The sequence below is a fragment of the Pseudomonas sp. RU47 genome (assembly GCF_004011755.1).
Classification (GTDB): Bacteria; Pseudomonadota; Gammaproteobacteria; order Pseudomonadales; family Pseudomonadaceae; genus Aquipseudomonas.
In genome coordinates this window covers 1,344,909-1,371,406 of the sequence record NZ_CP022411.1, presented here as the reverse complement: position 1 = coordinate 1,371,406, position 26,498 = coordinate 1,344,909, and the positions used below count along the sequence as shown (strand labels likewise).

General features: G+C 60.0%; 35 protein-coding genes. 2 read left to right on the top strand and 33 right to left on the bottom strand.

What is annotated here, in order from left to right; genetic code table 11:
• Window positions 1–8: 8 nt before the first annotated feature.
• Complete coding sequence (locus CCX46_RS06180; RefSeq protein ID WP_127926072.1) at window positions 9–755, bottom strand: tRNA-uridine aminocarboxypropyltransferase; 747 nt, start codon at window positions 753–755, stop codon at window positions 9–11.
• A 189-nt stretch (window positions 756–944) separates the two neighbouring features.
• Here CCX46_RS06180 and CCX46_RS06175 point away from each other — a divergent pair, with 189 nt between their 5' ends.
• Complete coding sequence (locus tag CCX46_RS06175) at window positions 945–1,370, top strand: PA3611 family quorum-sensing-regulated virulence factor (protein WP_008077172.1); 426 nt, start codon at window positions 945–947, stop codon at window positions 1,368–1,370.
• Here the strand turns inward: CCX46_RS06175 and CCX46_RS06170 are convergent, their stop codons facing one another.
• Window positions 1,371–1,565 (bottom strand): hypothetical protein, encoded by a 195-nt coding sequence (locus CCX46_RS06170; RefSeq protein ID WP_034154934.1) that lies wholly within the window; start codon window positions 1,563–1,565, stop codon window positions 1,371–1,373.
• A 351-nt stretch (window positions 1,566–1,916) separates the two neighbouring features.
• Here CCX46_RS06170 and CCX46_RS06165 point away from each other — a divergent pair, with 351 nt between their 5' ends.
• Window positions 1,917–3,035 (top strand): LOG family protein, encoded by a 1,119-nt coding sequence (locus CCX46_RS06165; protein ID WP_127926071.1) that lies wholly within the window; start codon window positions 1,917–1,919, stop codon window positions 3,033–3,035.
• A gap of 55 nt (window positions 3,036–3,090) precedes the next feature.
• On the opposite strand, the gene recX is transcribed toward CCX46_RS06165, so the two are convergent.
• The 31 genes from recX to CCX46_RS30805 form a co-directional block, all read right to left on the bottom strand.
• Window positions 3,091–3,561, bottom strand: a complete 471-nt coding sequence (gene recX, locus CCX46_RS06160; RefSeq protein ID WP_008077166.1) for a recombination regulator RecX — start codon at window positions 3,559–3,561, stop codon at window positions 3,091–3,093.
• Window positions 3,562–3,569: 8 nt separating this feature from the next.
• Window positions 3,570–4,625, bottom strand: coding sequence for a recombinase RecA (recA, locus tag CCX46_RS06155; RefSeq protein ID WP_127926070.1), 1,056 nt, complete (start codon window positions 4,623–4,625; stop codon window positions 3,570–3,572).
• A gap of 83 nt (window positions 4,626–4,708) precedes the next feature.
• On the bottom strand, window positions 4,709–5,209 hold the full coding sequence (locus CCX46_RS06150; RefSeq protein WP_127926069.1) for a CinA family protein: 501 nt from the start codon (window positions 5,207–5,209) through the stop codon (window positions 4,709–4,711).
• Between the two features lie 67 nt (window positions 5,210–5,276).
• The gene (locus CCX46_RS06145) at window positions 5,277–5,795 is read right to left on the bottom strand and encodes a lysis system i-spanin subunit Rz (RefSeq protein ID WP_127926068.1); all 519 of its coding nucleotides are present in this window, start codon (window positions 5,793–5,795) and stop codon (window positions 5,277–5,279) included.
• Window positions 5,774–6,340, bottom strand: a complete 567-nt coding sequence (locus tag CCX46_RS06140; RefSeq protein ID WP_127926067.1) for a glycoside hydrolase family 19 protein — start codon at window positions 6,338–6,340, stop codon at window positions 5,774–5,776. The genes CCX46_RS06145 and CCX46_RS06140 overlap by 22 nt, the downstream gene beginning before the upstream one ends.
• 37 nt (window positions 6,341–6,377) lie before the next feature.
• Entirely contained in the window at window positions 6,378–6,632 is a 255-nt protein-coding gene (locus CCX46_RS06135; RefSeq protein ID WP_127926066.1) for a hypothetical protein, read from the bottom strand.
• Complete coding sequence (locus tag CCX46_RS06130; RefSeq protein ID WP_127926065.1) at window positions 6,632–7,792, bottom strand: glycine-rich domain-containing protein; 1,161 nt, start codon at window positions 7,790–7,792, stop codon at window positions 6,632–6,634. The genes CCX46_RS06135 and CCX46_RS06130 overlap by 1 nt, the downstream gene beginning before the upstream one ends.
• Window positions 7,793–7,801: 9 nt before the next feature.
• Window positions 7,802–8,242, bottom strand: a complete 441-nt coding sequence (locus CCX46_RS06125; protein ID WP_127926064.1) for a phage tail assembly chaperone — start codon at window positions 8,240–8,242, stop codon at window positions 7,802–7,804.
• 2 nt (window positions 8,243–8,244) lie between these two features.
• Window positions 8,245–9,165: a gp53-like domain-containing protein gene (locus CCX46_RS06120; RefSeq protein WP_127926063.1), complete on the bottom strand. Its 921-nt coding sequence runs from the start codon at window positions 9,163–9,165 to the stop codon at window positions 8,245–8,247.
• 40 nt (window positions 9,166–9,205) lie between these two features.
• The gene (locus tag CCX46_RS06115) at window positions 9,206–9,673 is read right to left on the bottom strand and encodes a phage tail assembly chaperone (RefSeq protein WP_127926062.1); all 468 of its coding nucleotides are present in this window, start codon (window positions 9,671–9,673) and stop codon (window positions 9,206–9,208) included.
• Window positions 9,673–10,599, bottom strand: coding sequence for a glycine-rich domain-containing protein (locus CCX46_RS06110; protein ID WP_127926061.1), 927 nt, complete (start codon window positions 10,597–10,599; stop codon window positions 9,673–9,675). Before CCX46_RS06110 ends, CCX46_RS06115 begins: the two co-directional genes overlap by 1 nt.
• A 22-nt stretch (window positions 10,600–10,621) precedes the next feature.
• Window positions 10,622–11,188: a tail fiber assembly protein gene (locus CCX46_RS06105; protein WP_127926060.1), complete on the bottom strand. Its 567-nt coding sequence runs from the start codon at window positions 11,186–11,188 to the stop codon at window positions 10,622–10,624.
• 8 nt (window positions 11,189–11,196) lie between these two features.
• Complete coding sequence (locus CCX46_RS06100) at window positions 11,197–12,291, bottom strand: phage tail protein (RefSeq protein WP_127926059.1); 1,095 nt, start codon at window positions 12,289–12,291, stop codon at window positions 11,197–11,199.
• Between the two features lie 57 nt (window positions 12,292–12,348).
• The gene (locus CCX46_RS06095) at window positions 12,349–12,774 is read right to left on the bottom strand and encodes a phage tail assembly chaperone (RefSeq protein WP_127926058.1); all 426 of its coding nucleotides are present in this window, start codon (window positions 12,772–12,774) and stop codon (window positions 12,349–12,351) included.
• Between the two features lies 1 nt (window position 12,775).
• Window positions 12,776–13,507 carry a hypothetical protein gene (locus tag CCX46_RS06090; protein WP_127926057.1) on the bottom strand — a complete coding sequence of 244 codons (732 nt, stop codon included), beginning with the start codon at window positions 13,505–13,507 and terminating at the stop codon, window positions 12,776–12,778.
• A gap of 14 nt (window positions 13,508–13,521) precedes the next feature.
• Window positions 13,522–14,121, bottom strand: coding sequence for a YmfQ family protein (locus tag CCX46_RS06085; protein WP_127926056.1), 600 nt, complete (start codon window positions 14,119–14,121; stop codon window positions 13,522–13,524).
• Entirely contained in the window at window positions 14,109–15,152 is a 1,044-nt protein-coding gene (locus tag CCX46_RS06080; protein ID WP_127926055.1) for a baseplate J/gp47 family protein, read from the bottom strand. The genes CCX46_RS06085 and CCX46_RS06080 overlap by 13 nt, the downstream gene beginning before the upstream one ends.
• Entirely contained in the window at window positions 15,142–15,540 is a 399-nt protein-coding gene (locus tag CCX46_RS06075) for a phage GP46 family protein (RefSeq protein WP_127926054.1), read from the bottom strand. The genes CCX46_RS06080 and CCX46_RS06075 overlap by 11 nt, the downstream gene beginning before the upstream one ends.
• Window positions 15,537–16,046 (bottom strand): phage baseplate assembly protein V, encoded by a 510-nt coding sequence (locus tag CCX46_RS06070; protein WP_127926053.1) that lies wholly within the window; start codon window positions 16,044–16,046, stop codon window positions 15,537–15,539. Before CCX46_RS06070 ends, CCX46_RS06075 begins: the two co-directional genes overlap by 4 nt.
• 141 nt (window positions 16,047–16,187) lie before the next feature.
• Window positions 16,188–17,231: a phage baseplate assembly protein gene (locus CCX46_RS06065; protein ID WP_127926052.1), complete on the bottom strand. Its 1,044-nt coding sequence runs from the start codon at window positions 17,229–17,231 to the stop codon at window positions 16,188–16,190.
• Between the two features lie 3 nt (window positions 17,232–17,234).
• A complete protein-coding gene (locus tag CCX46_RS06060; protein WP_127926051.1) occupies window positions 17,235–18,470 on the bottom strand; it encodes a DNA circularization protein in 1,236 nt (411 codons plus the stop codon).
• On the bottom strand, window positions 18,457–20,442 hold the full coding sequence (locus CCX46_RS06055) for a hypothetical protein (protein WP_127926050.1): 1,986 nt from the start codon (window positions 20,440–20,442) through the stop codon (window positions 18,457–18,459). The genes CCX46_RS06060 and CCX46_RS06055 overlap by 14 nt, the downstream gene beginning before the upstream one ends.
• Before the next feature lie 130 nt (window positions 20,443–20,572).
• Window positions 20,573–20,869 (bottom strand): phage tail assembly protein, encoded by a 297-nt coding sequence (locus CCX46_RS06050; protein WP_007908778.1) that lies wholly within the window; start codon window positions 20,867–20,869, stop codon window positions 20,573–20,575.
• Entirely contained in the window at window positions 20,866–21,213 is a 348-nt protein-coding gene (locus CCX46_RS06045) for a phage tail tube protein (protein WP_007908779.1), read from the bottom strand. Before CCX46_RS06045 ends, CCX46_RS06050 begins: the two co-directional genes overlap by 4 nt.
• Before the next feature lie 67 nt (window positions 21,214–21,280).
• Entirely contained in the window at window positions 21,281–22,777 is a 1,497-nt protein-coding gene (locus CCX46_RS06040) for a phage tail sheath subtilisin-like domain-containing protein (protein WP_127926049.1), read from the bottom strand.
• Window positions 22,777–22,956: a DUF2635 domain-containing protein gene (locus tag CCX46_RS06035; protein ID WP_034154909.1), complete on the bottom strand. Its 180-nt coding sequence runs from the start codon at window positions 22,954–22,956 to the stop codon at window positions 22,777–22,779. The genes CCX46_RS06040 and CCX46_RS06035 overlap by 1 nt, the downstream gene beginning before the upstream one ends.
• On the bottom strand, window positions 22,953–23,537 hold the full coding sequence (locus CCX46_RS06030) for a phage tail terminator protein (protein ID WP_127926048.1): 585 nt from the start codon (window positions 23,535–23,537) through the stop codon (window positions 22,953–22,955). Before CCX46_RS06030 ends, CCX46_RS06035 begins: the two co-directional genes overlap by 4 nt.
• A 96-nt stretch (window positions 23,538–23,633) precedes the next feature.
• Window positions 23,634–24,602, bottom strand: coding sequence for a hypothetical protein (locus tag CCX46_RS06025; RefSeq protein ID WP_127926047.1), 969 nt, complete (start codon window positions 24,600–24,602; stop codon window positions 23,634–23,636).
• Window positions 24,603–24,693: 91 nt separating this feature from the next.
• Window positions 24,694–25,047, bottom strand: a complete 354-nt coding sequence (locus CCX46_RS06020; protein WP_127926046.1) for a phage tail protein — start codon at window positions 25,045–25,047, stop codon at window positions 24,694–24,696.
• Window positions 25,044–25,361 carry a hypothetical protein gene (locus tag CCX46_RS06015; RefSeq protein WP_127926045.1) on the bottom strand — a complete coding sequence of 106 codons (318 nt, stop codon included), beginning with the start codon at window positions 25,359–25,361 and terminating at the stop codon, window positions 25,044–25,046. The genes CCX46_RS06020 and CCX46_RS06015 overlap by 4 nt, the downstream gene beginning before the upstream one ends.
• Window positions 25,361–26,488, bottom strand: a complete 1,128-nt coding sequence (locus tag CCX46_RS30805) for a phage tail protein (protein ID WP_238704381.1) — start codon at window positions 26,486–26,488, stop codon at window positions 25,361–25,363. Before CCX46_RS30805 ends, CCX46_RS06015 begins: the two co-directional genes overlap by 1 nt.
• Window positions 26,489–26,498: the final 10 nt, after the last annotated feature.

Sequence of the window (26,498 nt, the reverse complement as noted above, 5' to 3'; positions counted from 1 at the left end):
ATGGGCCACTATTGGGCCAACTCCGGCTGCGGCTTTCGTATATAGGGCAGCAACTCGGCGTGAGCAGGAGTGGACTCATTCATGTCGACCTGCTGTTTGGCGCCGAGGTAATGCTGGCTGAACACGTCGAAATAGGCGTCCAGCGCAGAGGCGGCGTCGCTGTCACCGGCCAGTTCCAGACACAACGCGGCGACTTCGGCAGTGCACAAGTGCTCGCTGCGGGTCGAACGACGCAAGCGGTAGCGCGAAAGTTTGTCGGGTAACAGACTCAAGATCGGCAAGCGATCGAAATACGGGCTCTTGCGGAAAATCTTCCGCGCTTCGGTCCACGTTGCATCCAACAGAATGAACAGCGGGCGCTTGCTGCTATCAGGAGCAACCGTGTTGGTCACGCGCGATGGCTCGACGTATTCGCCGGGAAACACCAGGTATGGCTGCCACTGCGGATCGTTGAGCAGCGCCAGCATCTGCGGATCGGGCTCGGTGCGCGACCAGATAAACGCATGGTTATCGCGCACGACATCGGCAATCAGCCAACCGGTGTTGCTCGGTTTGAACACTTCCTTGCCGGTCATGATCAGACACACGCCCGAACGCGTTTCGACACTCGGCCGCCAGGCGCACAGGCAATGGCTGATGATCACCCGGCAGTCGCGGCAACGCTCAGAGCGAAAGCCACGGGCCTGAATCGGCTTGATGCCTTCATCTTCACGCTGGTCACGCAGACGAGCGACGGCGTTGGGGGCATGATTCATCGCGGATAACGCCGAAAAGCAGGAAAACTCGACACGAACAACACTCGGCAGGGCAATAAAGGCCGGCAGTTTACCAGAGCGACGGGCACAAGCCTGTACCCTCCCGACCGGCTCCCCTATAATTCGCCGCCACTGAACGCACAGTCACGTGGCTGGTCGAACCACCAGTCACTGAACCAGGAGAGTTTCATGCTGCGCCTTATCGTTCCCACCGCTGCCATTCTGCTGGCGTCGTCCTTCACCGCTCAGGCTGCCTCCCTGAGTGAGCAGAATCTGAACCGCGAGCTGCGCAACGTCGCCGCCCAGAGCAGCGTCGGCACGCCACGCGCCATCAGTGAAGACATTCTTGATCAGGGCTTCACCGTTGAAGGCACGCAGTTGATCAACCACCTGAGCGTGCAGAAGAGCCACGCCGACAAGATGCGCGCTGACCCTAAAGCCGTGTATTTCCAGTTGGGCGCTTCGGTGTGCAACAACCCGTCGTTTCGCAAGCTGATGGCCAAGGGCGCGATCATGCGTTACGACTTCACGGAAGTGAAAACCAACAAAGCGATCGGCTCCGCCAGCTACCAGGAATCGGATTGCCCGAAAGCCGGGCCGGCGAAGAAGAAGTAATCATCGAGAATTGGCGCGCCGCTGTTCATCCTCGGCGCGCAGTTCGGCCAGCAAGGCCTGTAAATAGTGCGAACGGCGCTCGCCGCCCGCCAACCGCCGGCAGCACTCTTCTTCGAGACTGAGATGATTGGTCTCGGCTGATGCCTTCAACATTCGATACAGCTGCGTATCGATCTCCAGAATCACTCTGGCCATGTGCCCCGCCTCCTTGCCACCCGCAAATCCTTGAATCGCGTGCACCTTGCGTACGTTTGTTGACGCAAAGCTGTCGTACGGCGCCTGTGAGTTAGTTAATCAGAGGGATTGCCGCTCGGCGCACGTTCGGACGAGCGGTGACGGAACGGGCGGAAAATCAATAAACGGTTGCCAGCCAAAACCTTGCAACGCAATGATCAAGTCAGCGCGATTGCGCGCAAGGGTCTAGATTCAGAGTATTCCCGATCACTTTTCAACGGCAGGAAAGGAACTGTCGATCGTGTGTTTTTTGCAGCGCGGCACTGACGCCGCTCGTCAGGGCCAACCGCTCTGTGCAGAAGGAGACGTTGAATGCCTTACCAACCGAATGACCTCTTGAGTCGTCATTTTCAGGAAAGCGGCCCCGACCTCATCAGTAAGGTCGAAGAACAACTCAACCGTGTTTCCCCCAACAGCCCGAACATTCCGATCTACCGCGACATGATCCTGACCGTGCTGCGCATGGCTCAGGAAGACCACAACCGCTGGAACGCCAAGATCACCCTGCAAGCCCTGCGCGAACTGGAGCAGGCATTCCGGGTGCTGGAACAATTCAAGGGCCGACGTAAAGTCACGGTGTTCGGCTCGGCGCGTACACCAGTCGAACATCCTCTATATGCCATGGCCCGTGAACTCGGCGCGGCGTTGACCCGCTCGGGGATGATGGTCATCACTGGCGCCGGGGGCGGCATCATGGCCGCCGCCCATGAAGGTGCCGGCCGCGATCATAGCCTCGGCTTCAACATCACCCTGCCCTTCGAACAACATGCCAACCCCACTGTCGATGGCACCGGTAATCTGCTGCCTTTCCATTTTTTCTTCACGCGCAAGCTGTTCTTCGTCAAAGAGGCTGACGCACTGGTTTTATGCCCCGGCGGGTTCGGCACACTGGATGAAGCATTGGAAGTGCTGACTTTGATCCAGACCGGCAAAAGTCCATTGGTGCCGGTGGTGCTGCTGGATGCGCCAGGCGGCACATTCTGGCAAGGCGCGATGGACTTCATCCGCCAGCAATTGGAGGCCAACCACTACATCCTGCCGACTGACATGAAGCTGATGCGTCTGGTTTATACCGTTGAGGAAGCGGTGGAACAGATCAACCAGTTCTACGGCAACTTCCACTCCAGCCGCTGGCTCAAGCGGCAATTCGTGATTCGTATGCATCACAAGCTCAGCGATCAAGCGCTGGAACATATGCAGGAGGCCTTTGCCGATCTGTGCCTGAGCGACCAGTTTCATCAACACGCCTACAGCGGTGAGGAGCAGGATGAAGCGCAGTACAGCCATCTGGTGCGACTGGCCTTTGCCTTCAATGCCCGCACTCATGGGCGTCTGAGGGAGTTGATCGACTACATCAATCTGCCGGAAAACTGGGCTCATTCAAAACCGCAAACAGCGCAACGTTCGCGCGAACCCTCCAAGGTAATATGAGGGCAAAAAAAAACGGCCCGCTATTTTCATAGCGGGCCGTTTTTATTGAAGCAGTTTAATCGTCCATCCCTCGACCGCTGAACAAGCGGTTGATCATCTCCATCGAGAACCCCCGATAGGCCAGGAACCGACCTTGCTTGGCCCGTTCCTTCGCATCAATCGGTAAATGTCCGGAGAACTTACGCCGCCAGGTGTCCTGAAGTTGTTCCTGCCAACTGATACCGCTTTCGCGCAGGGCGAGTTCGATATCGGCACGTTGCAAACCGCGCTGGCTCAGCTCTTCGCGAATCCGCAGAGGGCCGTAGCCGGAACGGGCACGGTAGGAAACAAAGCTTTCAAGGTAACGGGCTTCGGAAAGCAGCCCCTCTTCCGTTAAACGGTCGAGGGCTGTTTCGATCATCTCCGCCTCAGCGCCGCGCTGACGCAGTTTGCGCGTCAGCTCGACTCGACCGTGCTCGCGGCGTGCGAGCAGGTCCATGGCGGTTCGCCGCACAGCGACGAGGGTATCGAGTACGGCGGTGGTCATCGCTGCAATCAGATATCAGCGTCGGCCAGGTCGTCTTCAGTCTCTTTGACTGCAGAAGCCTTGGAGTCGATCACCGCAGGAGTCAGTAGCTTGTCACGCAGTTGTTTCTCGAGCTTCGCGGCGACTTCCGGGTTGTCTGCCAGGAACTTGGCCGAGTTGGCCTTGCCCTGACCGATCTTGGTGCCTTCGTAAGCGTACCAGGCGCCGGACTTCTCGACGAAACCGTGCAGCACGCCCAGGTCGATCATCTCGCCGTTGAGGTAGATGCCTTTGCCGTAAAGAATCTGGAACTCGGCCTGACGGAACGGCGAAGCGACCTTGTTCTTCACAACCTTGACGCGGGTTTCGCTGCCGACCACTTCGTCGCCTTCCTTCACCGCGCCGGTACGGCGGATGTCGAGACGAACCGAGGCGTAGAACTTCAGCGCGTTACCACCGGTGGTGGTTTCCGGGCTGCCGAACATCACGCCGATCTTCATGCGGATCTGGTTGATGAAGATTACCAGGCAGTTGGCGTTCTTGATGTTACCGGTGATTTTACGCAGCGCCTGGGACATCAGACGGGCTTGCAGGCCCACGTGCATGTCACCCATCTCGCCTTCGATTTCAGCCTTTGGTACCAGAGCTGCCACGGAGTCGACGATGATCACGTCAACCGCGTTGGAACGCACCAGCATGTCGGTGATTTCCAGCGCCTGTTCGCCGGTGTCCGGCTGGGACACCAGCAGGTCGTCGACGTTGACGCCCAGTTTGCCGGCGTACTCTGGGTCGAGGGCGTGTTCGGCGTCGACGAATGCGCAGGTCGCGCCGGCTTTTTGCGCCTGGGCGATCACGGACAAGGTCAGTGTGGTTTTACCGGAGGATTCAGGACCGTAGATTTCAACGATACGGCCTTTTGGCAGGCCGCCAATGCCGAGCGCGATGTCCAGACCCAGAGAGCCAGTCGAGATAGCCGGGATCGCCTGACGGTCCTGATCGCCCATACGCATTACGGCACCCTTGCCGAATTGACGTTCGATCTGACCCAGGGCCGCAGCCAAGGCTTTCTTCTTGTTGTCGTCCATTAAAGTCCTCACGTAATCAATAAGGCCTGACGGCCAACACCTGTATAAGTAGCCAGTATTATTCCACAGCGTTCGCGGATCGCCTACCCCTGATTTTCGATTTCTCGTGCCGCTAGTCGCAGGAGCCCCTCTAGCGCGGCCTTCACCGTTTGTCGGCGGACATCATCGCGGTTACCGGGAAAGTGCTGAACTTCACTGGTGACCGTTTCGCCAACACCCCAGGCCAGCCATACAGTGCCGACCGGTTTGTTCGGTGAACCACCGTCCGGCCCGGCCACACCGCTGACCGCCACGGCAAATCGCGCCAGGCTTTTGTCCTGGGCACCACGCACCATCGCCTCGACCACCTCGCGACTGACCGCGCCCACCGTTTCGAACAACTCGGCCGGCACATTCAGTTGCTGGGTTTTCTGCCGGTTGGAATACGTCACATAGCCCGCCTCGAACCACGCCGAACTGCCGGGAATCCGTGTGATGGCTTCGGCAATCCCGCCACCGGTACACGACTCAGCGGTGGTGACGTGGGCATTGAGCAATTGAAGACGTCGGCCCAGTTCGGCGGCCAGTTGAGTGATCTCTTTCACGGAATGCTCCGGATCGTGTGGAATGCCTCCACCGTACACGAGCCGGTTGCGCTTTCAATACACAGACTCATTCAAAATGTTCAGGCGCTAGCGCTCTGACATAGGCCTGGCATGCCTGCAAGGCAATCAGTCCACGGTCGCCGGTGTCGGTGATGGCGATAATTCGTTGAGCATGCGCCGGGTCAAGTCGGGCGCGTACGGCTGCATGATCCACGCCGCCGGGGCCGGCGGTGGCTGGCATGTTGCAGCCTGGGGCAACGTCGCTGGCGTCGAGAAGGACTGACAGGCGCACATCAGCAGTGGCAAGACGATCGCGCAGGCGATCCTGATCACGTTGGGCATCGCTCAGCGCTCGGTAGTGGGTTTGTTCACTGGCGGCGAGTCGTTGCTCCAGCGCCAGGCGTTTATCCTGCTCAGCCTGTTGCGCTGAGGCAGCAGCAACATTCTGTTGATTGAGGACTTCGGCGTTTAACCGTGCCTGCTCCGCCAATTGCCGGCCGTAGCGCCAGTCCTGAAACTGCCAGGCCGCGGCAAAAGCACCAGCGGCCAGCATCAGGATGCCGATCATTCGCCAAGGGATTGGCATAGCACCGCCCTCGCCCGCGCCCAGATTTCCAGGCGGTCCTGCAACCCGTTCAACCCGCCGTTGATGCGCCGGGTGATGCTGTTGAACTGATCGCGATCGGCCAGTTCATTCAAGCCGTTCTGCTCCCAGAACCATGCCGCGGACTCGGCCGCCCATTGCGGTTGCTCGAGCAGCTCGGGCAACGACAGCAGACGCTCATCGCCGAACAGACCGAGGCTGCACTGGCGATAATTTGAACGGCCAGTAATCTGGATCAACCCGCGCCCTCGGTATTTTTGCCCGTCGCCATCGGCCTCCGGTGTATTGCCCAAACGCAAGGCCAACGTACCGGTGTCGTATTTGCTCAGGTATTGGTTGTTGCCCAGTTCGCGCACATAGCGCAACTGCCCCGACTCATGGCCGACTTGTGCAAGGAACGCGGCAATACGTTTAGGCGTGTCTATACGCCGCCGAGCCATGGCACTGTTGAGTGCAGAAACAAAAACGCCCGCTTGGGAGCGGGCGTTGGGCATGATGTCGATAAGGTTGTTTTCAGTTATTTGCATAATGCTTGATCCTCCCTGGATATTGCCCCCGATTGAATCACGATTGACGGCCAACACCTGTGAACCATTTTCTTGCCAGAGTTTTCAGTGAGTTCTCCGGCGCAAGTTCTTCGGGGGATGTGAACATCCAACCGAGTGTGCCGAAATTGGCAGTCCAGTCGATTTGCGGTGCCGGAGTGATTTCAGTGATGTCGACCCAGAGCAGATCCGGATGAAACATTTCGGCCATGTTTCCGTTGGTCGAGAACAGTTCGACCACGGTGTTGTGGGTGATGCGTGCGTAGGTTTTCATCAGGCGTACTCGAAGATGATCACGGCGCCTGAAGCACCTGTGCCACCTGGTCTGCCAGGTTGATTGGGGGCGTTGGCGATTCCTCCCGCACCGGAACCGAAACCGGAACCTGGTGCGGCCAGAGAGCCTGCTGCGCTGTTGCCAAAACCGCCTCCGCCCAACGGCGAGCTGCCACCGTGCCCAGCAAGGGTCGAGCCGTTGACAGATATCCCGGGGGCGCCTGCATTTCCCGCGCTATTGACGATGTTGCCTCCACTGGCCGTCTGACCGGGATAGCCTCCGGTATAAAGCCCCATGCCCTGATTCGCGACAAATCCAATCCACGGCGACCCTCCACCACCGGCAGCAGAAACCAGCGAACCGAAAGAACTGGTACCACCACCTCCGGCATTCGCCGCTGCCAGTCCCGCACTTCCGCCAGCCCCCACCGTGACGATCTGACGAGAACCAATCGTGTCGGAAGACAGCCATGCTTCAGCATAACTTCCGGATGCGCCGCCACCCACGGTTGCATACTGGGAGGTTGTGGTCGCACCGACTCCCGCACTTCCGCCACCGCCGGCCACCACCTTGACCAGAACATGCTTCATCCCGGTTGTCGGCTCATAGGTACCGGATGCGGTAAACGTCTTCACTCCCAACAACCGGCCGCTTACAGCATTACCGCCGCTGGCATACACCAGCACCCAACTGTCCAGTGCAGCGCTGTACATCACCGAACACAGGCTGCTGGCGACAATCTCCTCTGGCCGCAACGCACTCAGCCCAAGGCTCAATAACGGCTTGGGCAGCAAGCCATTCGGCGCGAATGTGCTCGCTCCAGTGTTGGCATTACCAGCAGTAAAGCGCAGCGCCAGACCGTCCTTCAACGTACTGATGGCCGGCACGTAGTTGGCCATGTACAGATTGGCGGCGCCGATATCGATCGCATGCTTGTCTTCACCGGCCTGACTGATTTTTTTCAGCGCCTGCAACAGCTGCGTCGCATCGGTTTCATTGGGTTCAAGACCCGCAGATCTGACGACGTTCAACAATTCATCGGTGACACCGTTACCCCATGTCGCCGGGATCAACGATCCGGGCAATCCCGCGACGACGTCTTCATTGACGAATTTGCCATTCACCAGCCCGACGCTGGGAACGCTTTTTGGATAGTCCACGTTAGTTCCTCAACTGGCTGTCCGAAGCAAGCCTTCCAGCCAGTCAGGCTCAACTGGTCGGGAAAGTAAATTCGGGAAGTCCGGATCAATCGGCCAATCACGCAGTGCCTGCCGATACGCCAATAGTTGTTTGAATTCCTCGGAGCGCAAAGTCGTACCCTCGCCCACTTCCAGTTCTTCGGCATCACGAAACACCAGCCACTGGGTGTTTTGCAGAACGCGGTTGCGCCATGCGCGCTCGTGGCTGGCAAGCGTTTCAGGAGAAACGACGGGGTCGGTCAAAACGGGCTGACCACTGGCACTGGCGCTGATGATTTTGCCGCTCGCCTGGCCGGCAAACAGTTCGGAGTATTGCGCCTGGGTGATTTCCACCGCCCCTTCAGGCAGTTCGGGAAGTGCGCTTTCGACCCGGTCAAAACCGAGGCTTTGCGCATAGAAATAAATAGTCATGGTCAGTACCCCCAAACCAGAATGCGACCCGAAATGCCCGAATCAACCTTGACACTTGAAGCCTGGACACTTCGGACCCGAGCCACCACTGTCGTTGTCGTGGAGTTCGCGCCGTCAAATGCCCAAACGGTGACGTTGGAGGCCCCCCAACCTGACGGGTAGCCTTCATTGGCAACACCGCCGACGACAGCATTGGGAAACCTGATCGGCAGCGACACCGTCATGTTGCCATTCGCATCGGAGCCCCCCGTTACCCACTGCAGGATCAAACCGCTGGGAAACTTTTGATATCCCGCTGTGGCGAACTGTGCGGCGTAATTGACGGAGTACTTGAGCGCAGCGGTGCCATACACCACCCACACTCCAGACTCTCTGACAAAGTTCGCACTCTCACCATTGTTCAAAACGATCGACGCCAGATAAGCACCTTGCGGGCTGATCTGTGTGCCGGTTTTACTGGCCACGGTGACGGGAGCGCTGTTACGGCAGTGCAGGCTGATCGTGGCACCACTCGGCACCGCAGCGGCATCCGGAAGCGTCACGGTATACGTGGCGTTGCCACCGAGACCGATCGAACAGCCAACGTCGGCCTGGGTCAATTGGGTGGCGGCGAATATACCGCGAGCACTTGCGTAGCTGCCCAGCGCCCGCTGCACAAACTCGGACGTTGCTGCCGAGCGCCCGCCATCAAACTGAGGCGCTGTCATGAACAATGCCGGGCTGCGCAGCGCCCCCAGCAACTGATTGTTTGACGACTCGTTCGGCGTCAGACCGGCAGCTTGAACAACGTTGAGAATTTCTTGCGTGACGCTGTTGCCCCATGTCGCCGGGATCAGCGAACCGGGTTTTCCGGCAATTGGGTCCTCATCGACAAACTGGCCGTTGACCAGTCCGACACTGGGCACACTCTTGGGATAGTCCAATGTTCATCTCCTTGATTGAAATACAGTGGGCGCGCAGGCCTTAGCCAATCGCGCTGGCCAGCCAAAGCGGCACTGACGGCCGGGAAACCACTCCCGGAAAATGGCTGGAATCAGGCCAGTCGCGCAGCGCTTGTCGGTACTCGAGCAGTTCCAGGTATTGCGCAGCCTTGAGCAAGGTTCCACGCCCCAGTTCCTGCTCATCGCGATGGCGAGTGACCAGCCATTCGGTCGCTGAAAGGGATGCCTGACGCCAGCTACGTTCCGCTGCCGCAGGCGTTTGATCTGCAGCAACCGGCGCCAGGAGGATCACCGGACTTTGCTGCGCGGGCAGTGGGTCGGCAGCTGTCGGCAACTCACTGATCGGCGCGCCGATTTCGACCGCCTGACCATCCGGAACTCGCACCATCGACGCCACAAAAGACGGCGCAAACAGTTGGCTGATTGCGTAGTCACCGGTGTCGATCCGCTCGACGACCACGCCATTCTCGATCCGTGCATAAACGGCCATTACTCGTACTCCCAGATTTCACAGAAGGCGTGGCCGCCGGCGCCGCTGACGACTGAAGCGGACGCATTGACCGAACAGGATCCGCTGCCACCGGAGCCTCGCCCGCCGGAGATGCCATTTCCATTGACGCCTACACGTGTGCCACCACCGTCAAACGGGCTGGCAGCCCCGGCGCCGGAAACGACACCCCAATTGAAGTTGTACATCGCGAACTCACCAGGGCTGCCACGAGCGTTGGCAAGACCACCACCCGTGACGATTTGACCGCCAGCACCGCCCATGACGAAACCGACCGTCGTTGCTGTCACCGGGAATGAAAGGATTTGCCCGCCTGCACCGCCAGCGGCGCTCATATAGGTGCCGAAGGAAGCACCGCCCCCGGTCATCCCGGTCGTATTGACTGCAGCGCCGCCCGCCCCCAAAGACACAGGCACGCCAGCCAGCATTTGCGCGGTCACGTCGTAGAGACTCTCCGCATAGGCGCCGGAACCACCGCCACCACCAATACGGTGATTATTGGCGGGGACAGGTTCACAGCCACCACCGGAACCACCCGCGCCGACCAAGCGCACACGTATGCGTTTCGCTCGGGGATGGGGTTTGTAAAGCGTGATACCGACGGATTCGAACTGCCTGACTGCCAGCAACCGCCCCACCGCATCGGTGATGCCATAACCGGCCAACGTGGTTGGGGTATTTTTCAGTTTGCTGAAGTCGACCAGTGCACCGATTGCGCTGGCCAGCTGATCGGTTCTGGCTTCATCCGGTGTCAATCCGGCGGCCTTGATCGCGTTGAGAATTTCTTGCGTGACGCTGTTGCCCCACGCCGCGGGAATCAATGATCCCGGTGTTCCGGCGAGCGGGTTTTCATCGACGAAGCCGCCGTTGACCAGTCCCACGCCGGGGATAGTTTTTGGATAATCCATTGCACTGCTTCCTGTGCTGAAATCAGTTGGCTACGGTTGCGCCGGGTGCGACCGGCCAGGTAATTTCATCGGGGAAACCGGCCTGTTTTTCGATGCGGTTCAGCTCGACGCTGTAGAGCTTCCACTCGATCAGCAGCAGTTGTTCGTCATGGCTGGCATCGCCAATGTCTTCGGCGTATTGCAGGGGTGCGATGCGCAGTACGGCATCGCGTAGCAGTACGTCGCGCTGATCGAGGCATTGCTGTCTTACGCTCACCAAGCGAGCCTGCTCATCCTGTACCCAGGCGTTGTCGCGCCAGACATGGAACTCCCCTGGCCACGGCTGTGCGGTCAGGGTGTCTGGCAACTCTCCCAGCTCGGTCCAGATCTGTTGGGCACCGCCGTCCTTGCGATAAACCACACCGCGGCGGTCAATCACTTCACGGGGTACACCGTTGATCAGCGCCCAGCTGCGACCGGCTTCCGGCTCGGGCAACTCGTAGGCCAGCTCAACGGCATTACCGGGCAACTGAACGCCGATGCCTGGCGTGGCAATGAACTCGACAGGCCCGGAAAGAGCGCCCGAACCATCAAATAGATAATTGAACATAAAGCGCCTCAGATGAGTTTGATGCGACCGGGATAGGCCATGTTGCGCGGGCGGGATTTGAAGGCGTAGAGCAGAGTCGCTGACGGGTCCATTTGATAATTGGTACCCACTGGATAAATCGGACCGCCATTGCTCAACCCCGAAACGTATTGAGGCTCCTCTCGAGTATCCGCCCCCACTGCCGTCAGGCTGTCCGTCCAGCGCGACCCGACGGCGCCGCCACCATTCGCCCCCATCGCATACGAGTGCGTCGATCCAGTCTGAAAAGTACCCATCCCGCGTCCGGTATCCACACCACGACCTTCATCCAGAACCCGAAGGAATTCCCCTCGCCCATCAGGACCGCGAAACGTCGTTGCACCGTCACCGGTGGTCCATTTGCCCTCAGTGCTCGCCCGAAAGGCTTCAGCGCCCAACATGCCTGATTGCTGGGCGTGATCCCACAGCCACGGCCATTCCGCGCGTTTCATGACGGTGCCATTAAGCGCACCGTATCCGCCGGGGCTGAGCATGATGGTTGTCTCGAAAAACGGCCGGCCAAGCGGGGTATTGTCGAAGCGTCCGACCGGCCACCAACTCCCGGCCCCATCACTGCGCAAATGCCACCAGTCTCCGCCGCCCATCAACACGAAAAATGGATAACCGCTGGCCGCCAGATGCGTATGAAAGCGGATGCGATCCGTGCCCGATGCCTGGATGACCATGCGGTTGCCGCTGTTGTCCACCCGCCGAACAATCACATCACGCACACCGAGTGCGACGTTGGCCGGTGGTAGCAGCAAGGTCACCGGGCCGGTGCTGCCATCGATCAGGACGAGGCCGAGTTCGGCATCAGTCAGGGTTTTCGACGCGGCCAATCGGGTGATGACCGAACGCATCGGACTCGTGCTGCCGACAATCGACTGAATCGCCTTGAACAACTGAGTGGTGTCCGCCTCTGAGGCCACCAACCCACCCGCTGTAATCACACTCAGAATTTCCTGAGTCACACTGTTGCCCCACACCGCCGGAATCAACGACCCCGGCGTACCCGCCACCGGGTTTTCATCGACGAAGCGGCCATCGACCAGACCGACGCTGGGGACGCTTTTTGGATAATCCATAATTGGTTTTCCTATACCTGGAACATTGATGGGCGATGCCGACAACGCAGCATCCAGTCACTCGGCAGTCATCCAGGCAGGCTTTTTCGGTCGAGAGCGTTTGGCGGGAAATTTCTTCGCCTGCGGCCACTTGCGCAGCGCCTGCAGGTACGTCAGCAGCGTCAGGTATTCAGCGTCGGACAGCGTGGTGGCCTTCATCAGCTCCACTTCGTCACGGTGGCGATCGCGCAACCAGGCAACCCGGTTGAATTCCTGATCGCGCCACGCCTTGGCTTCGGCCGAAGTTTGCTCATCAGAAAGAGCTGTCAACTCGACCAGGATCGGCAGACCGTGATCGTCATGAGATCGCTCGGTACCCGCTACTGGGTTTGCGATGACCGACTCATAGCGCGCCTCGTCGATTTCAACGGCATCGTCCGGAAGGCTGGTGTGATAACCCGACAAATAGGTGTTGCCGGTGGTGCGGCTATAGAAACGTTTCATGTCAGTTCCCCACCCCCAGGACAGTGACAAAACCGGAGCCACCGGAATTGCTCAAGACTTGAACCTGGCTGGGATCAAAGTAGGTCACCAAAGGTGGAGTGACGATATCGAAAAAGGGTGCGTTGCCGCTGTGCGAGTAACTTGCCCAGGTAGCGGCGCACTGGGTCTTGAAAGCCACCGGCCAGGGTTTTGCAACATAGGTTTTATCTGTAGCGATGGTGATCACGACCCACTGGATCATGAAGCCGCCCAGCCAGCTCGGAAAAGCGATATAGCCGTTCGCGCCAACGCTGTAGGAAACACCAAACCAGAGCTTTTTCGGTGTGACGATGGTGGTGTCATCAGTCCCTGCGTTGACCTGGGCTTGAGTCGCGATCCGCGCCCAGCCAAAAACAGCTTCCGTGGCTTGCACCACTTTCTTTTCGATCGCTTGAAACACCCGCTGCGGGGTCATCAGGCGACTGCTGCTTGTGCCCGCCTCTGCTTCATCCTTGGTTGCCAGAGAATCACTTTTGTTCTTTTCGACAATTGCCGAAATCGCCGCTCTGAGTTGCGTACTGTCGCCCTCGTCGGGGACGAGCCCGGCAGCAGTGATCGCGTTGATGATTTCATCGGTGACGCTGTTGCCCCACCGCGCCGGAATCAGCGATCCCGGCGTGCCCATCAATGGGTTTTCATCAACAAACTTGCCATTCACCAGCCCCGAACTGGGCACACTTTTCGGATAATCCATCCCGTCATTCCTCCCTAGTCATAATTGATGTGCACCTTGGTGTGCGCCGGGGCACTGCGGTGGATCAGGCATTCCAGCGCCGAACCCGGGTTGACGCCGAAACGTTCACCCCAATAGCTCGCGCCGAAACGCCGACCGAGCAACAGGCGCCCGCCGGTGTTAAGCGTCCACATGAACTGCGCCTCCCACGTGCCCCAGTGCGCCGAGCCGAAACGCGAACGGCCCATGCGCGGGGCTTCGAGTTCGGTGATGGTGGCGTTGGGGTAGCCCTGGCTTTTGGCGATGTCGAGGTAGTAGCCGACGGCCTGGCTGCCGACCGCGAGCAAGCGCCGGCGTACGGCGAGGCGGCGGTCGTCGAACAGCGGCGTCGCGCCCAGGCACGGGTCGGGCAGGTTCATCACCCGCTCCCAATCCGGCACCAGTTCGCTGACGCCGGCCGGGTCCATTTCGTTGAGCAGGTCGGCAGCACGCGCATCGAGGCGTGCCAGTTCGACGGCGACGCCTTGCAGCACTTCTTCCAGCTCCGGCACGCGCTCCGGATCCCATGCCGGGCCACTGGGTAGCAAGGCGCGCAGTTGCGCCTGATATTGCGCGGCGGTTCTTATGCCCCCCATACGCAACCTCCGAAGGTCAGCAGTTCGCTGTCGTTGGCCGAAACGTTGGCGACGGGGGCCGTCAGTACGTGGTCGGTTTCACCCGCTGCGCTGCTGATCGCTTCGCGAATATGGCTGATCAGCAGATCCTCGCCGAGGTCAGCCTCACGGTTGTGCAAGTCGCGCAATTGGGTTTCGACCGCCGCGCGTACGGCGCTGGTGTCGGGGGTCAACTTCAGGCGATAGGTCACGGGCACCTGAATCGGCGGACGCACATGCACTTCAGCCGTCACCGGACGCAACGGTTCGATATAGGCCTGCACCTCGGCCAGTTGCTCGTCGTTCGGCACCGGTTGCGGATCGTCGTCACGCATGATGTACACGCCGACGGTGCCTGGGCCGAGGAAGCCACCACGGCACCAGGCGCGCGTTACGCCGGGCACTTCCAGCGCCCAGGTTTCGTAGTCACTGGCCGAGCCACCATGGGGAATCACGCGGTAGGAACGGATCACCCGCGAACGCAGCGACTCCAGACTTTCCCGCGCCACACCGCCGCTGAGTCCCGGCGCCAGCACCACAAAACTGTTGCCGATCACACCGGCAATCGGCTGCACCGGTGTCAGCGCCAGCCCGGCGTCGGCATTGCCCAGACTGCCGGCATCCAGCGCGGCGATCGTGGTGGTGTTGCTGCCATTGACGGTGGTGCGCGCGGCGGTGACTTTGTAGGTGCGGCCGTCATTGGTTTGCAGCAGCGTATCGGCGTCGAGCACCGCGCCGGCAGTGGCGGTAAAACTGACGCTGCCGGTGGCCACTTGCGCCGGTTTGCGCGGTTGGTTCAGACGCAGAGCGGCAATGCGTTCCAGGGTCGACTCATCGGCCTTGTCCGGCAGAATCTGCTCGGCAATCCAGTCGAGATAACCGTACAGACCATAAGCCGCACCACCGAGGGTACGGGCCAGCACTTGCGCATCGGACTGGCGCAGCGAATCGCCGGCCAGGTCGCTTTGGGTGCGCTTGATCAGCACCGGCAGCGAAGGGGTTTCAAACGGCATAGATCACCTGCCAACTGTTATCGGGGTTGATGTCCAGACGTTCGCCGTCGGCCAGGGTCAGGACCGTGCGCAGGTTCAGGCGCTGGGCATCGAGGCGTTCGCTGATGATGTCGATGGCGCTGCAGTGGCCGTCGTCGATCAGCCACTGCAAGGCTTCGCGGGCGTAGAACTCGGCGTCCATCTGCGTTTGTCGAGTCAGCTTGACCCGGCGCAACAGCCACAGCCGCGAACCGATGCGATCGTCGGCGACGGTGGGAAAGGTGTCGCCCCACCAGCCGAAACGTTCGTCGTCGTCGAGGGCGTCGTCATCGGCGGCGCGGCGCCAGGTGAACAGGCTGATCAGTACAGAGCGGGTCAGTGCAGCGTGGAGGTTCGGGCTCAGCATCACTTGCCTCCTGCCGGCGCGCCGGTCTGGCCGCTGCCGGCCTGCACACCGACGTGCACGTGTTTGATCTGGCTGATGCCGCCGGCCAACTGATCACCGGTGGACACGATCTTGCCGGTCTGGTTGATCACTGGCGTATCGAAGTTCACCGCGCTGCTGGCGCGGATGTTCAGCGTGGCGGTTTCGATATCGATGATCCGCCCGCGCTTGAAGTGAATCCTGTCGCCCTCGTCGGTGTAGATCGCCACTTCGCCCGACGCCAGCGATTGCAGGCGATAGCGGCGGTCGGCGATGACCAGAGCGATGGCGTGGGAACGGTCGCCGCCGATGAAGGTGACGACACCTTCGGCGCCGGCCAACGGATGGCTGGTAAAACCGTAGGGTTCGAAGTGTTCGAGATCATCGTTCACTTCACCGGCGGTGAGGCGCATTTGCAGCGATTGCAGCTTGGATGCCGAATTGGCGAGCACGACAGTGCCGCGCGCCAGCAGGCGTGTCAGTAGGCTCATGAATTGTCCTCAAGAGGTAGGCATCACGCGATCCACTGTGGGAGCGAGCCTGCTCGCGAATGCGCTGGGTCAGGCAATGTGATGTTGAAGCTGCCAGCGCTTTCGCGAGCAGGCTCGCTCCCACAGGGTCCGGAGTCAGGCTCAGGTTTTTTTCGGGGGTGTTGGATCAGGATCGAAGGTATGCGGCGGCGCCACTTGCAGTGTGGTCACCGAGCCTTGTGCCGACAGCGAATAAGTGACTTTGGAAATCAGCATGTCGCCGTCAAACTCCAGCACCGGATCCTTGACCCGCACCAGCGTGTTGTGGCGCCACAAATCGCCGTTGGACTGACGCCAGCCCTGCACCTGATAAGTGGTGGTCTGCGCTCGGCCCATGCGGGTCGCGCTTTCCCATTGGGCTCGCTGCTGCGCCAACTCAAAGGTCAGTTGCGTGCCCTCGTTGATCACCGTGGTGCGCCGACGCTTGAAGGTCAGGTCCGCCGCTGTGGATTCGACTTCGCTGGCCGCCGCGCCGCTTTTGGTATCCGAACCTTTTTGCTGGCCGATCACCCGGTATTCGGAGAACACCTGGCTGTAATCCATCGACGCGCTGGCGGACAAAATATTCTTGCCCAGTTCCAGCGCATCGCTGGCCCGACCACCGCTGCCGGGTTTGGCCAGCACCAGCCGGCCCTGTTCGTCATCGGTGGAAAACACCCGCAGCAACGAGAGCAACCGGTCGATCGACTGGAACACCGTTTCACCCGGCACGATCGTGTGCTTGGTCAGCCTTGCAGTCTCGGGGATTTCATTGACCACCATCAGCCCGTACTCCATCGCCAGCGCCTGAACGATGCTCAACAGGGGTTGCTCCTGCCACTGGTTCGGCTGGTTTCTGGCGGCGCAATCGACCAGATCCTGAGTCTTGGAACTGCCCTCGATAGTCAGGCTGATCTGCCGCCCGTCATACCTGATCGGGGCTTTGAACACGTAACCGGTGAGCAGCAGATCCTTGCCGATTCGCACTTCGCACGGGTCACCGGGCTTGATCGGTTTGGCGACAGTCTGCCCCGGCCATTGCCAGGTGATGTCGAGTTTGAAGGTGCGAAACTGGCGCTCCAGATCAGCGGTGATTTCCACGCTTTTCCAGCCGCCGTATTCCATGTTGTTGACCGTCAGCGTGACGCGATTGTCCATTTCGCTCATGGTTCACTCCCCGGAGACTTTCACATCGTTGGGCGAGAAACCTGGATGGTTCATCCCGTTGCGCTGAGTGATTTCAGTGACCCGTGTGGCATCGCCCAGATACTTGTAGGCCACTACCACCGCCGGAGCGCTTTCCTGGATGGTTTTAGTCACCAGGCGCACACCGGACGATGCGACCGACTTGAGGTGCGCGACCGCCGCATCCTGCAGATCACTGATCAGTTGGTGGTGCGCAGGGCCGGCCTTGGTCTTCACCAGATTCAGGGTCTCGATCAGCGTCTTCTGAATCGCCTGCACATCATCGATGGCGGGCACGTCCGGACGATTGATCGCCTGGTTCGCCTGCTGATCGACGGAAGGTGTCGACGGCAATTTCACCGGTTTGGTGGCCACCGGCATGGATGCGATCCACTGCGCCGCTTTCACGATCAGCGTGTCCTGGACCAGATCGGCCATGGCTTGTGCCGCGGCGTTGGTGTCCTTACCGGTGGTGATCTTCGGCGCATCCGTCTTGCGAATCGCTTCGAGTTGTTGGGACACGTCGGCAATCACCCCACGGTAGCCCTCCTTCGCGAATTCCTTGAGCTCCTTGATATCGCCGAGCAAACCTTTGAACTCAGCCGCCACCTCCTTGGGCAACTCCTTCACTGCCTTGACCAGTTCGGTGATCTGCCGGTACTGCTCGATCAGCGGCTTGAGTTGTTCTTTGATCACCTCATAGACTCCGGTCAGGCTGTTACGCAGATTGGCAATGCCGATACGCGCAGCCTTGATCAAGGTCATCGCCTGTTCGAAACGCGCCACCGCAGACCCCAACAGCGTGTCGGCCTTGGCCAGCAACACTTTCTGTGTGCTGACGGTAGCGGTCGGAAACGGCAACGGTTGGTCTGGATAGAACTTCAGCGTAAAGGTCACCAACCCGCCGTCCTGGCGGGTGTGGGTCATGTCGCATTCGCCGACCTTGACTTGCAGGCGCCCGAGCCACGGATGCACCAGTTCACCACTGCCCGCCTCCAATGCCTTGAGCAGCTTGTCGCGCTGTTCCAGGCAATCGGCGCCGATGATGAAGGCCGTGACATCGTGAATCCTCGCCTGCTGGCCGAGATCCTCGAAATACGGCAGGTCACGTTGCGGATACTCGTGCAACTGGCCTTTGCGACCGACCGGGGTTTTCGCCTGGTCGATCCAGAAGCCGACACCGCGAAAGGATGCCGGCAACAAACGGTCACGCCAGTTCATTGGAACCTCCCATCGACAACGAGCGATAGCCGATGCGCGAAGACAGCGCCAGGCCCGGTTGATTGCTTTGTGGTTGATCGGTGCGCAACCCGGCCGGCGCATTTTCGAAGCGTACGGTCAGGCCGCCTTCGAGCTGCGTGCGGTTGTTGATTGCACTTTGTTGAATCAGCGCGCCAGAGGTTTGTGGCAGTGTGCTGTTCATTCCTGGCGCCCCGGCAGGCACCGCAGCGCTGGTGCCGGTGATCGTGGCGAAGAACCCGGAGACATTGCCGCCGAGCAGTTCTTTGACCTGTGCGAAAATACCTTGGAGTCTTGTCGACATATCACCGAACCAGACGAGAACGGGCTGCCACTTCTCCTGGATGGATTCCAGCGGCGACTGACTGAACAGATCACCCAAGGTTGCTTTCACCGATTGTGCGTCGGTGTTCAGCGTTGCCCACAAACCGGAAAAATATTCCGTGACGCCATTCCATTTCGCCATGACCGCTTCCACGGGAGCGTTGCCGAACAAGTTCTGAAACTCGCTCTTCAATGGCTGGGCACCCGCGCGAAGAACGTCCCACAGCGCTGAAAAAACCGGTGCCAAGGGTTGCCAGGCGCTTTCGACCATCGCGGTCGGAGACCAGGCGAACGTCGATTTGAGTTGCTCCCAACCACTCGCCGCAATGCTGTGCATGCTGCCAACCGCATCGAAAACCGTGCTTTGCGCAGAACCCCAGACCGTCGACATGTTGGTTGCCAGCGTGCCGTCGAACAGCGATGTGATGTTCGACCAACCGGTTGCAACCCTGTTGCTCATATCGTCGATGGCCGTGAAGACCGCGCTTTGTGCGGTATCCCATGCGCCTGACATTTTTGCTGTCAGCGTGCCGTCAAACGTCGACTTGACCGATTCCCAACCGGACTGTGTCGCTGCATAGCTACGATTCCAGTAACCGGTGACGGACTCATCGGCCGAGTCCCAGAGTGCGCTCATCTTCTCCAGTGGCGAGGTGTACAACCGGGCCTTGAGGCTTTGCAATCCAGCCGCAGTGCTGGCAGCTGCACTGTCCCAGTAAGCGCCGACGGAGCTGCGAGCCGAATCCCAGGTCTGCTCGATGGACGCGCCGAATGCGTGCAGACGTTCGGACGCGCCCGCCGCCAGACGGCTGGCACCCGCGATAGCGTCAGCGCGCATCTCCTGCCACTTCAGCGAAGCTGTGGCACGCATCGACTCGAACTGTTGCCTGCCATCCGCGACCATCTCATCCCAGCCTTTGCGCACGTCGTCGATGCCTCGACGGGTCGCATCGCTGATCGATTGCCAGGTCCGGCTGAAGAAGCCCGAGATCGCCCCCCAGTTGTTGCTGATCAAGCGCGCGCCGATCACGATGATCGCCACCGCGGCCGCAATCGCGGCGGCAATCAAACCGATCGGTGACGTCAGAATGCCCAATACACCGACCAGCCCCATCGCACCCACGGTGACTACCGTGAACGCGACGGCTGCCGCCGCCAGCCCTTCGACAAGAGAAGGATTGTTCGCCACAAACTGGCCAATCGAGGTGATCACCGGCGTGATTGCGGTAACGATACCGTTCACCGCCGGCAACAACGCATTGCCAATGTTCAACGAGATCTTGTCCAGCGCTTCGTTGAACTTTGCCAGGTTGGCCGAGGTTTCCCCCTGCACCACTTTCGGCAGTTTCAGGCCCTTGTTCGCCGCGACCTTTTTCGCCAGCGCATCCTGCGCCTCGATGGCTTTCTTGATGCCGTCCTGAAACGGCTTGAGCAAGCCACCTTCGGAGATGAACCCGGCGACGTCCAGCGGCTCGAGGCCGCTGTCTTCCATGCTTTTCTTGAATGCTGCGACCTTGCCGCGCAGCCCTTTCATTTCGGCTTCCATCTTCTCGGCGCCCTTGAGCACCACGAGCATGTTGACCGTGACAGGAAAGGTCTGCGGAATCAGGCTCAAATTCGTATTCGCCATCATTGCACCTGCTGCATCGCATTGATCCGTTGCGCGTGCTCCAGCGATTCGCGGAGCACATCCAGTGGCCTGGCCATCATCTGTTCGGGGTCAACCTTCCAGAACCAGGCCAGGTCATAGGCGACGGCGATCAGGTCGGTGATGGCGCCGACGCCGCACTCATGAAAAAACTCGCAACGGCCCAGCTCAGCGCATTGAGGTCAGCCAGATCCAGCTGGTTGACCGACGACGGCGGAATGCCGGCGCACACGGCGATGTATTTGGCCGCCACGTCCATGTCGAGGCTGACTTCTTCGCTCTTGTCGATCTTGTACGGCAGCGCCTTGATCGCTCGCACTTCCTGCACCGTCGGACGGCGCAGGACGAGTTCGGTCAGGGGCTCGCCGTGAGCTTCGATCGCAACCTGAAGCTTCACGGCGCCGCTCATTGCCAGGTCCCCTTGATGCCTTCGAATTTCAGTTCGATGGTCGCGTCATCGCCCTTGGAAACTGGCTCTTCAACCAGATAAGCGCCGGCCAGCACGTAGACTTTGCCGTTGCTGAATTCGCAGGTGACGGTGATGTCGGTGCCTTCGATCAGCTTCTTCAGCGGGAAGTCGGCGGTGTGCAGCGCGGTCACTTTGAACGACGGCGCGATGTCGGTTTCCTTGTAGAAACCCGGTACGACGGTTTCGCGTTTGACCGCCATCAGCGGGGCTTCGCAGCCGCCATTGATGGTCAGTTGTGCGCCGTCGACTTTGACGTAGCAGGTGCCTGCAATCAGTTGACCCATGGTGTTACTCCCTTGCATAAAAAAGCCCACGCGAGGTGGGCTGAAAACTTGCCGTCAAACGCGCGAATCAAGCCGCGTCGTCGTACTGCAGACGGAATTGGTTGAGCAGCGCGAACACGCGCAGACCATTGATGTAATCCGGCGGGAACAGCACGTTCACGCGGCTCGGGTCCTGCACGTCGCGCTCGACGATCAGGTGCTCGGCGAACAGCTCGGCGTTCTCGACGTGACCTTCCAGTTCGAGCTTGGCGTACTGCGCGATCAGTTCACCGCGAATGGTCGCTGGCGTCACGATCGGTTGGCCGGCGCCGAAACGGGTGCCGTCGGAAGCCAGTTTGTGCCGGCCGTATTTGCTGGTGATCACGCTTTGCAGACGGCGCACGATGAACGCCGACTGGTGCATGGTTTCGCTGTCCAGGTAGGAGTTATCGGCCTGACCGTAAGCGTTCTTCTGGTAGGTGGTGATCGAGCGCTGGATGCGCACGTAGCCGCCTTCGTAGTACGCGGTGGCGATGCCGTAGTTGAGCAGCGACTGACGCTCGGTCAGGGTGAAGCGTTCACTCGCCGGTGCCGGGTCCACACCCGGCAGGCTGCCGCTTTGCGTCGGACGGCTGGCGTCGGCAGAGATGAACACCGCGGTGCGCGCAGCCAGTGCAGCGGCTTGTACCCAGAACGGCTGCGGAACGCCCGGCTCCAGCGCCTGAATGGTCATGTGCTGATCGTTACGCGCCTGGCCGGCGGCAACCAGTGTGCCGACAGTGCCGCGCTTGGCGCTGTAGACATGACCGAACAATTGCTTGGCCCACGACCAGCGACCGGTGCTGTCATCCATGACCGCTTGCCAGGTGTTGAGGGTCGACAGATCGGACCATGGCAGTGCGATGAATTCGAACGGCTCGTCACCCAGTGCGGCGATGGCTTCCACTTGATCCGGCACACCGGCGCCGCCAGTCATGGCAGTGATCGCAGTGGTCAGGCCTGCCGGGGTGTCTTCGCCGTTGCTCTTGCCCAGGCGATTGAATTGCAGGCTGATGTCGTTACCGCTGTCGCCAGTCCATTTGGCGCTCAGGGTGACCACACCTTCGGCAGCAGCAGCGCTCACCGGCAGGTCGGCGGTGGCGTTGATTTTCTGCGCCAGGGCGGTGGCCGCCTGTGCAGCGGTGGCACCGTTGACCACAGTGGCTTGCACACGCACGCCGCCGACATACAGATTGAGCACACCAGCCTGGGTCGCGGTGCCGGTCAGGGTCAGCACGCCTTTGGCGATCGCGCCTTCAGCGTTATGCAGCGGCAGGCACCAGATTTCGCCGATCGGGTCAGCCTTGCGGAAGGTCTCGTACATCGAGGCGAGCATCGAGCCCTGACCACCGATGCTCTTGGCCAGCGCAACGCTGGAGACCAACACCAGCTTGCCGACTTCGGTCGGCGCGATGTTGTCGTTGACTTGCGCAACGATCAAACGACGCATGGTCGAACTCGCGCTATTGGCGGCCGAGTTGTCCATTTCGGCATAGAACAGCGGTACACGAATGTCCGCGGGGATGTTGCTGAATCCGATCGCCATTATTTGGCTCCCTTTTGTTTGGCTGGTGCGGTTTTGAGGGTGATATCGCCGTCGGCCAGACGTCGGCGCCACCAGGCGCTGTCCAGCACTTCACGGCCTTCCAGCGGCAGCAGATCGCCGGCCTCCGGGTCAGGTACGACGCGGCCGGCGGCCGGCAGTACGGTGATGCGATTGCTCATGGGGTTACGTCTCCAGAGAAAGTCATTTCCACGCGCCCATCGGGGCCCGGGCGTTTCAGGTTGGGGTCGGCCGGGTCGATCGCATCGACCCGTACGGTGGCCCCGGTAAAGGACGACAAACCGTCCAGTTCGCGTTCGTGCCAACTCTCCGCAGGCTGACTCGGCAGATTGCGACCGAGCTGGAACTCGGCAAAAAAGCGCAGCCGGTAAAAGGCGCGGCTGCTGTTGATCGAGACCAGTTCGCCGCCGTCGTAGACGATGGCGCTGTAGTCGGAATCGGGCTTGAACCCCACCAGCGCGCGCCACAGTTCGGCGCGCAGGTCGTGCAACAGATCCAGCGCTTTTGTAGCGTCGGTGGCGTCAAGCGCCAGGACGATTTCGAAGCGGTCGCGGATCGGTTGGGTGGTGAGGTTTTGGGTGGTGCTGTTGCTGGCCAGATCGGCCAGGGGTGTGATGCTGGCGCACGGGGTTTGCAGCGAGGCATCGGCTTGCAATGCCGTAACATCAATGCCTACTGCGATCCGATTGCCCAGCGTCGGGCACTGAGCACGCAATTGCGTGACCAGAGGGGTCATTTTCATGAGGAAGTACCGAGTGGGGGCGGTCGCAGGTCAGCGCCTGTACTCAACCCGATTTAACGAGGAACCCCAGCCCGCAGTTTTCAGTCTGGGTTTTGCTTAGAACCACCGGCCGATGGCGAAGCAGTCAAACGAGACTATTAGCTCGTCACCTTGTACGAACTGACCAAGGCTGAAAGCGCAGATGCTGGCAAAACCGAGCCCTCTGCTGTAGGCGCTGACGCTGGTCACCGCCCTTGTCACACCCAATACTCCAACCAGATTCCCAATGACAAATCCCAGCGTCACGAAGGGCATCGGATAAGACCAGTTGAAGCCCATGTTGGACGGGTTGTTAAACACTACGCCGCCCGTGTTGCAGAGGGTGCAAATCAACGTGCCGTCGGCAAACTTGACGTATTCACCGTTGGCATTGGCGCCGCGCTCAATGACGGCTCCGGTTGGAACGCCTTTGTCCTGGCTGACCGCTCCGACCAACGCGGCAACGGCGGCACTGCCCAGTCCGAGACCCGACCGAGCGGTTGCCGGGGAGTTGCCACCCGTGCCACCTCGTGCCACCGGTACAACAGCGTCCGTTGCCACAGCACCGAGTCCAAGCGCCTGGCGCGCCGAGGCGGCATCCGTCGCACCGGTGCCGCCACGTACGATGGGCACAATGGTGTCGGTTGCGACTGCACCCAGGCCAAGGCCCTGGCGAGCAGAAACAAGATCCGTTCCTCCGGTGCCGCCATTTCGCACCGGCAGGACATCGAAACCACTCGCGTCACCTAGTGCTGCCAGCTTCGGGCCGTACTGAACGTTAAGGTTGTTGAATGCATCAGCCAGTGCTTTGGGATACCCCTGCACCGGCATGATCGAATAGGACGCGTCGTTTGCCGTTGCGCCTTGGTAAGCCGGGGTGATCGACAACAAGACCGGACTGGCGATATTGCTGACTTCATATTGTCGTCCATCAGGTCCGACGAAGGCATCGCCCACCCGGACGTTGGTGACGAAATCAACGTCGACACCGATGACAGCAGGCGAGTTGTTGCTGACGTTGACCGAACCTGTTCTAAGCCATGGCATGGTGCAGTCCTTTTTTTAAGCGAAAAAAAACCGCACTTGGCGGTATGGGATGTTCATGACGATCTCGATCAGGTAGCTGTCAGAAAGCCAGTCAGCCCGCCAGGACCGCGTCAACCACAATCACCGGAACATCTGGCTGAACAGGCCACTCTGGCGCAACGGGCCATGCCGCTTGTGTGCCCACTTTGCCCAAGCTGAACTTGTAGGCTTTCCACTGTTTCAGGTTGCCAAGCAGTGCTTGCTGTTCCGCCTCATCCTCAGACGTCGCCTCCCCCAGATCGATGCCGTAACCGAGGGTGTCGATCCGATCCTGAATGCGAGCGACCTGCGCTGCAGCCACCTCGTTTTTGCTCTTGAGCAGTGCTTGAGCTTCGGTCAATCGTGCTGCGGCAGCCGCTGTCTCTTTCATGGCTTTGGTGATCAATTGCGACCAGTCGATGTTCATACTTCAACCTCCGCTTGCGGCAAAGGCTGTGGCAATGCCACGTCACCTTCGGGAATATCGATCAGGTCCTCGGGAAATGCTTGCGCCTGGCTGTAATGGGCGGGAATCGGCAACAACAGATGAAGCGTCAGTTGCCCCTGCTCGCGAGTAACGTCACCCACGAACCATTCAGATTTGATCGCGCCTTGTGGCAACGTATCGCCGTCGCAGAGCAGCGAGAAATCGAACGCTTCACCGTTGATGGTGAGCACGTCACCCGATTTGTAAAGCGCCAGAGAATCCTCTCTACGCTGTGGAGACAAAACAATATTCATCAGTACCACCTCCCGATGGCGATCAGGTTAATTTGGGCAGCCGCGGCTACGTTCGTGGTTGCCATAGCACGCCACCCTCCCCAATTGTTAAGCGCTGGGGGAATCCAGGCACTGGCGAAAATGCAGTCCGCGTGTACAGCCCCTGTGGCCCCCGACGTGACTGTAGGCACCGATGCATAAGCCGAGGGAAACGGGCCGGGAGCATAGGCATCACTACCGAACAGAGCGCCCACGGCGTACGTGCCGGTTGAGTTGGTGGGGATAACTCTCCAGCAAACAAGGGTGCCATCTGCAAACTTGGTGTATTCACCGTTGCCGTTGGCACCCCTCTCGATGATCGCTCCCGTGGGGGCTCCTGCCCCTGAAACGACGCCGAGGATGTTGTTCTGCCGATAAACCATGCGCCAGGGGCCGAAAACCCCCGTGCCGTATTGATCTCGCTCCCAAGTGCGTAAAGTGCCACCGCCTGCGGTGCCGTTGACTTCGTGCCAGGCCTGATGAACCGGCTGACCAGCGTACTTGATGGTGTCCATCAAACCGTAAGGGGATCCCGTCGGTTTCACCCCGGTTGCGGTGTTAATGACAAAACAGCGTCCCGCCGGAACAGCCGCGGTGTCGTCGATGTTGCCGTTGTAGACCGGGGCGTCACCGCCGATCCCAAATGCTCCGACCTGCATCACGCGGCCTGCCGTGGCGTCGCTGTAAGTGGTTTGAAGGGTGGCTGAAGCGGCACTGCCCAGCTCCAGAGCAGCGCGAGCTGCGGCCGGAGACACGCCGCCAGTCCCGCCTTTCGAGACAGGCAGCACGTCGAAGTTAGCGGTGGCCCCCAATGCCGCAAGCTTGGTACCGTAGGTGTTGACCAAAGCCCGCAACGTATCAGCTGACTCTTTTACGTAGCCTTGCAGCGGCGCCAATGCATACCCGCCTGCTCCGTCAGTCACGCCCTGATAGTTCGGCGAAATCGACATGGCCGTATCGCTGGCAATGTTGGTGACTTCATACCAACTGCCATCAGGGCCTCTGAACGCATCCCCTACACGTCCATTAACGATAAAGGATGTCCCGACCCCGATAACTGAATTGGAATTATTTGTGACGCTTACTCTTCCGGTCTTGCTCCATGGCATACCGATCTCC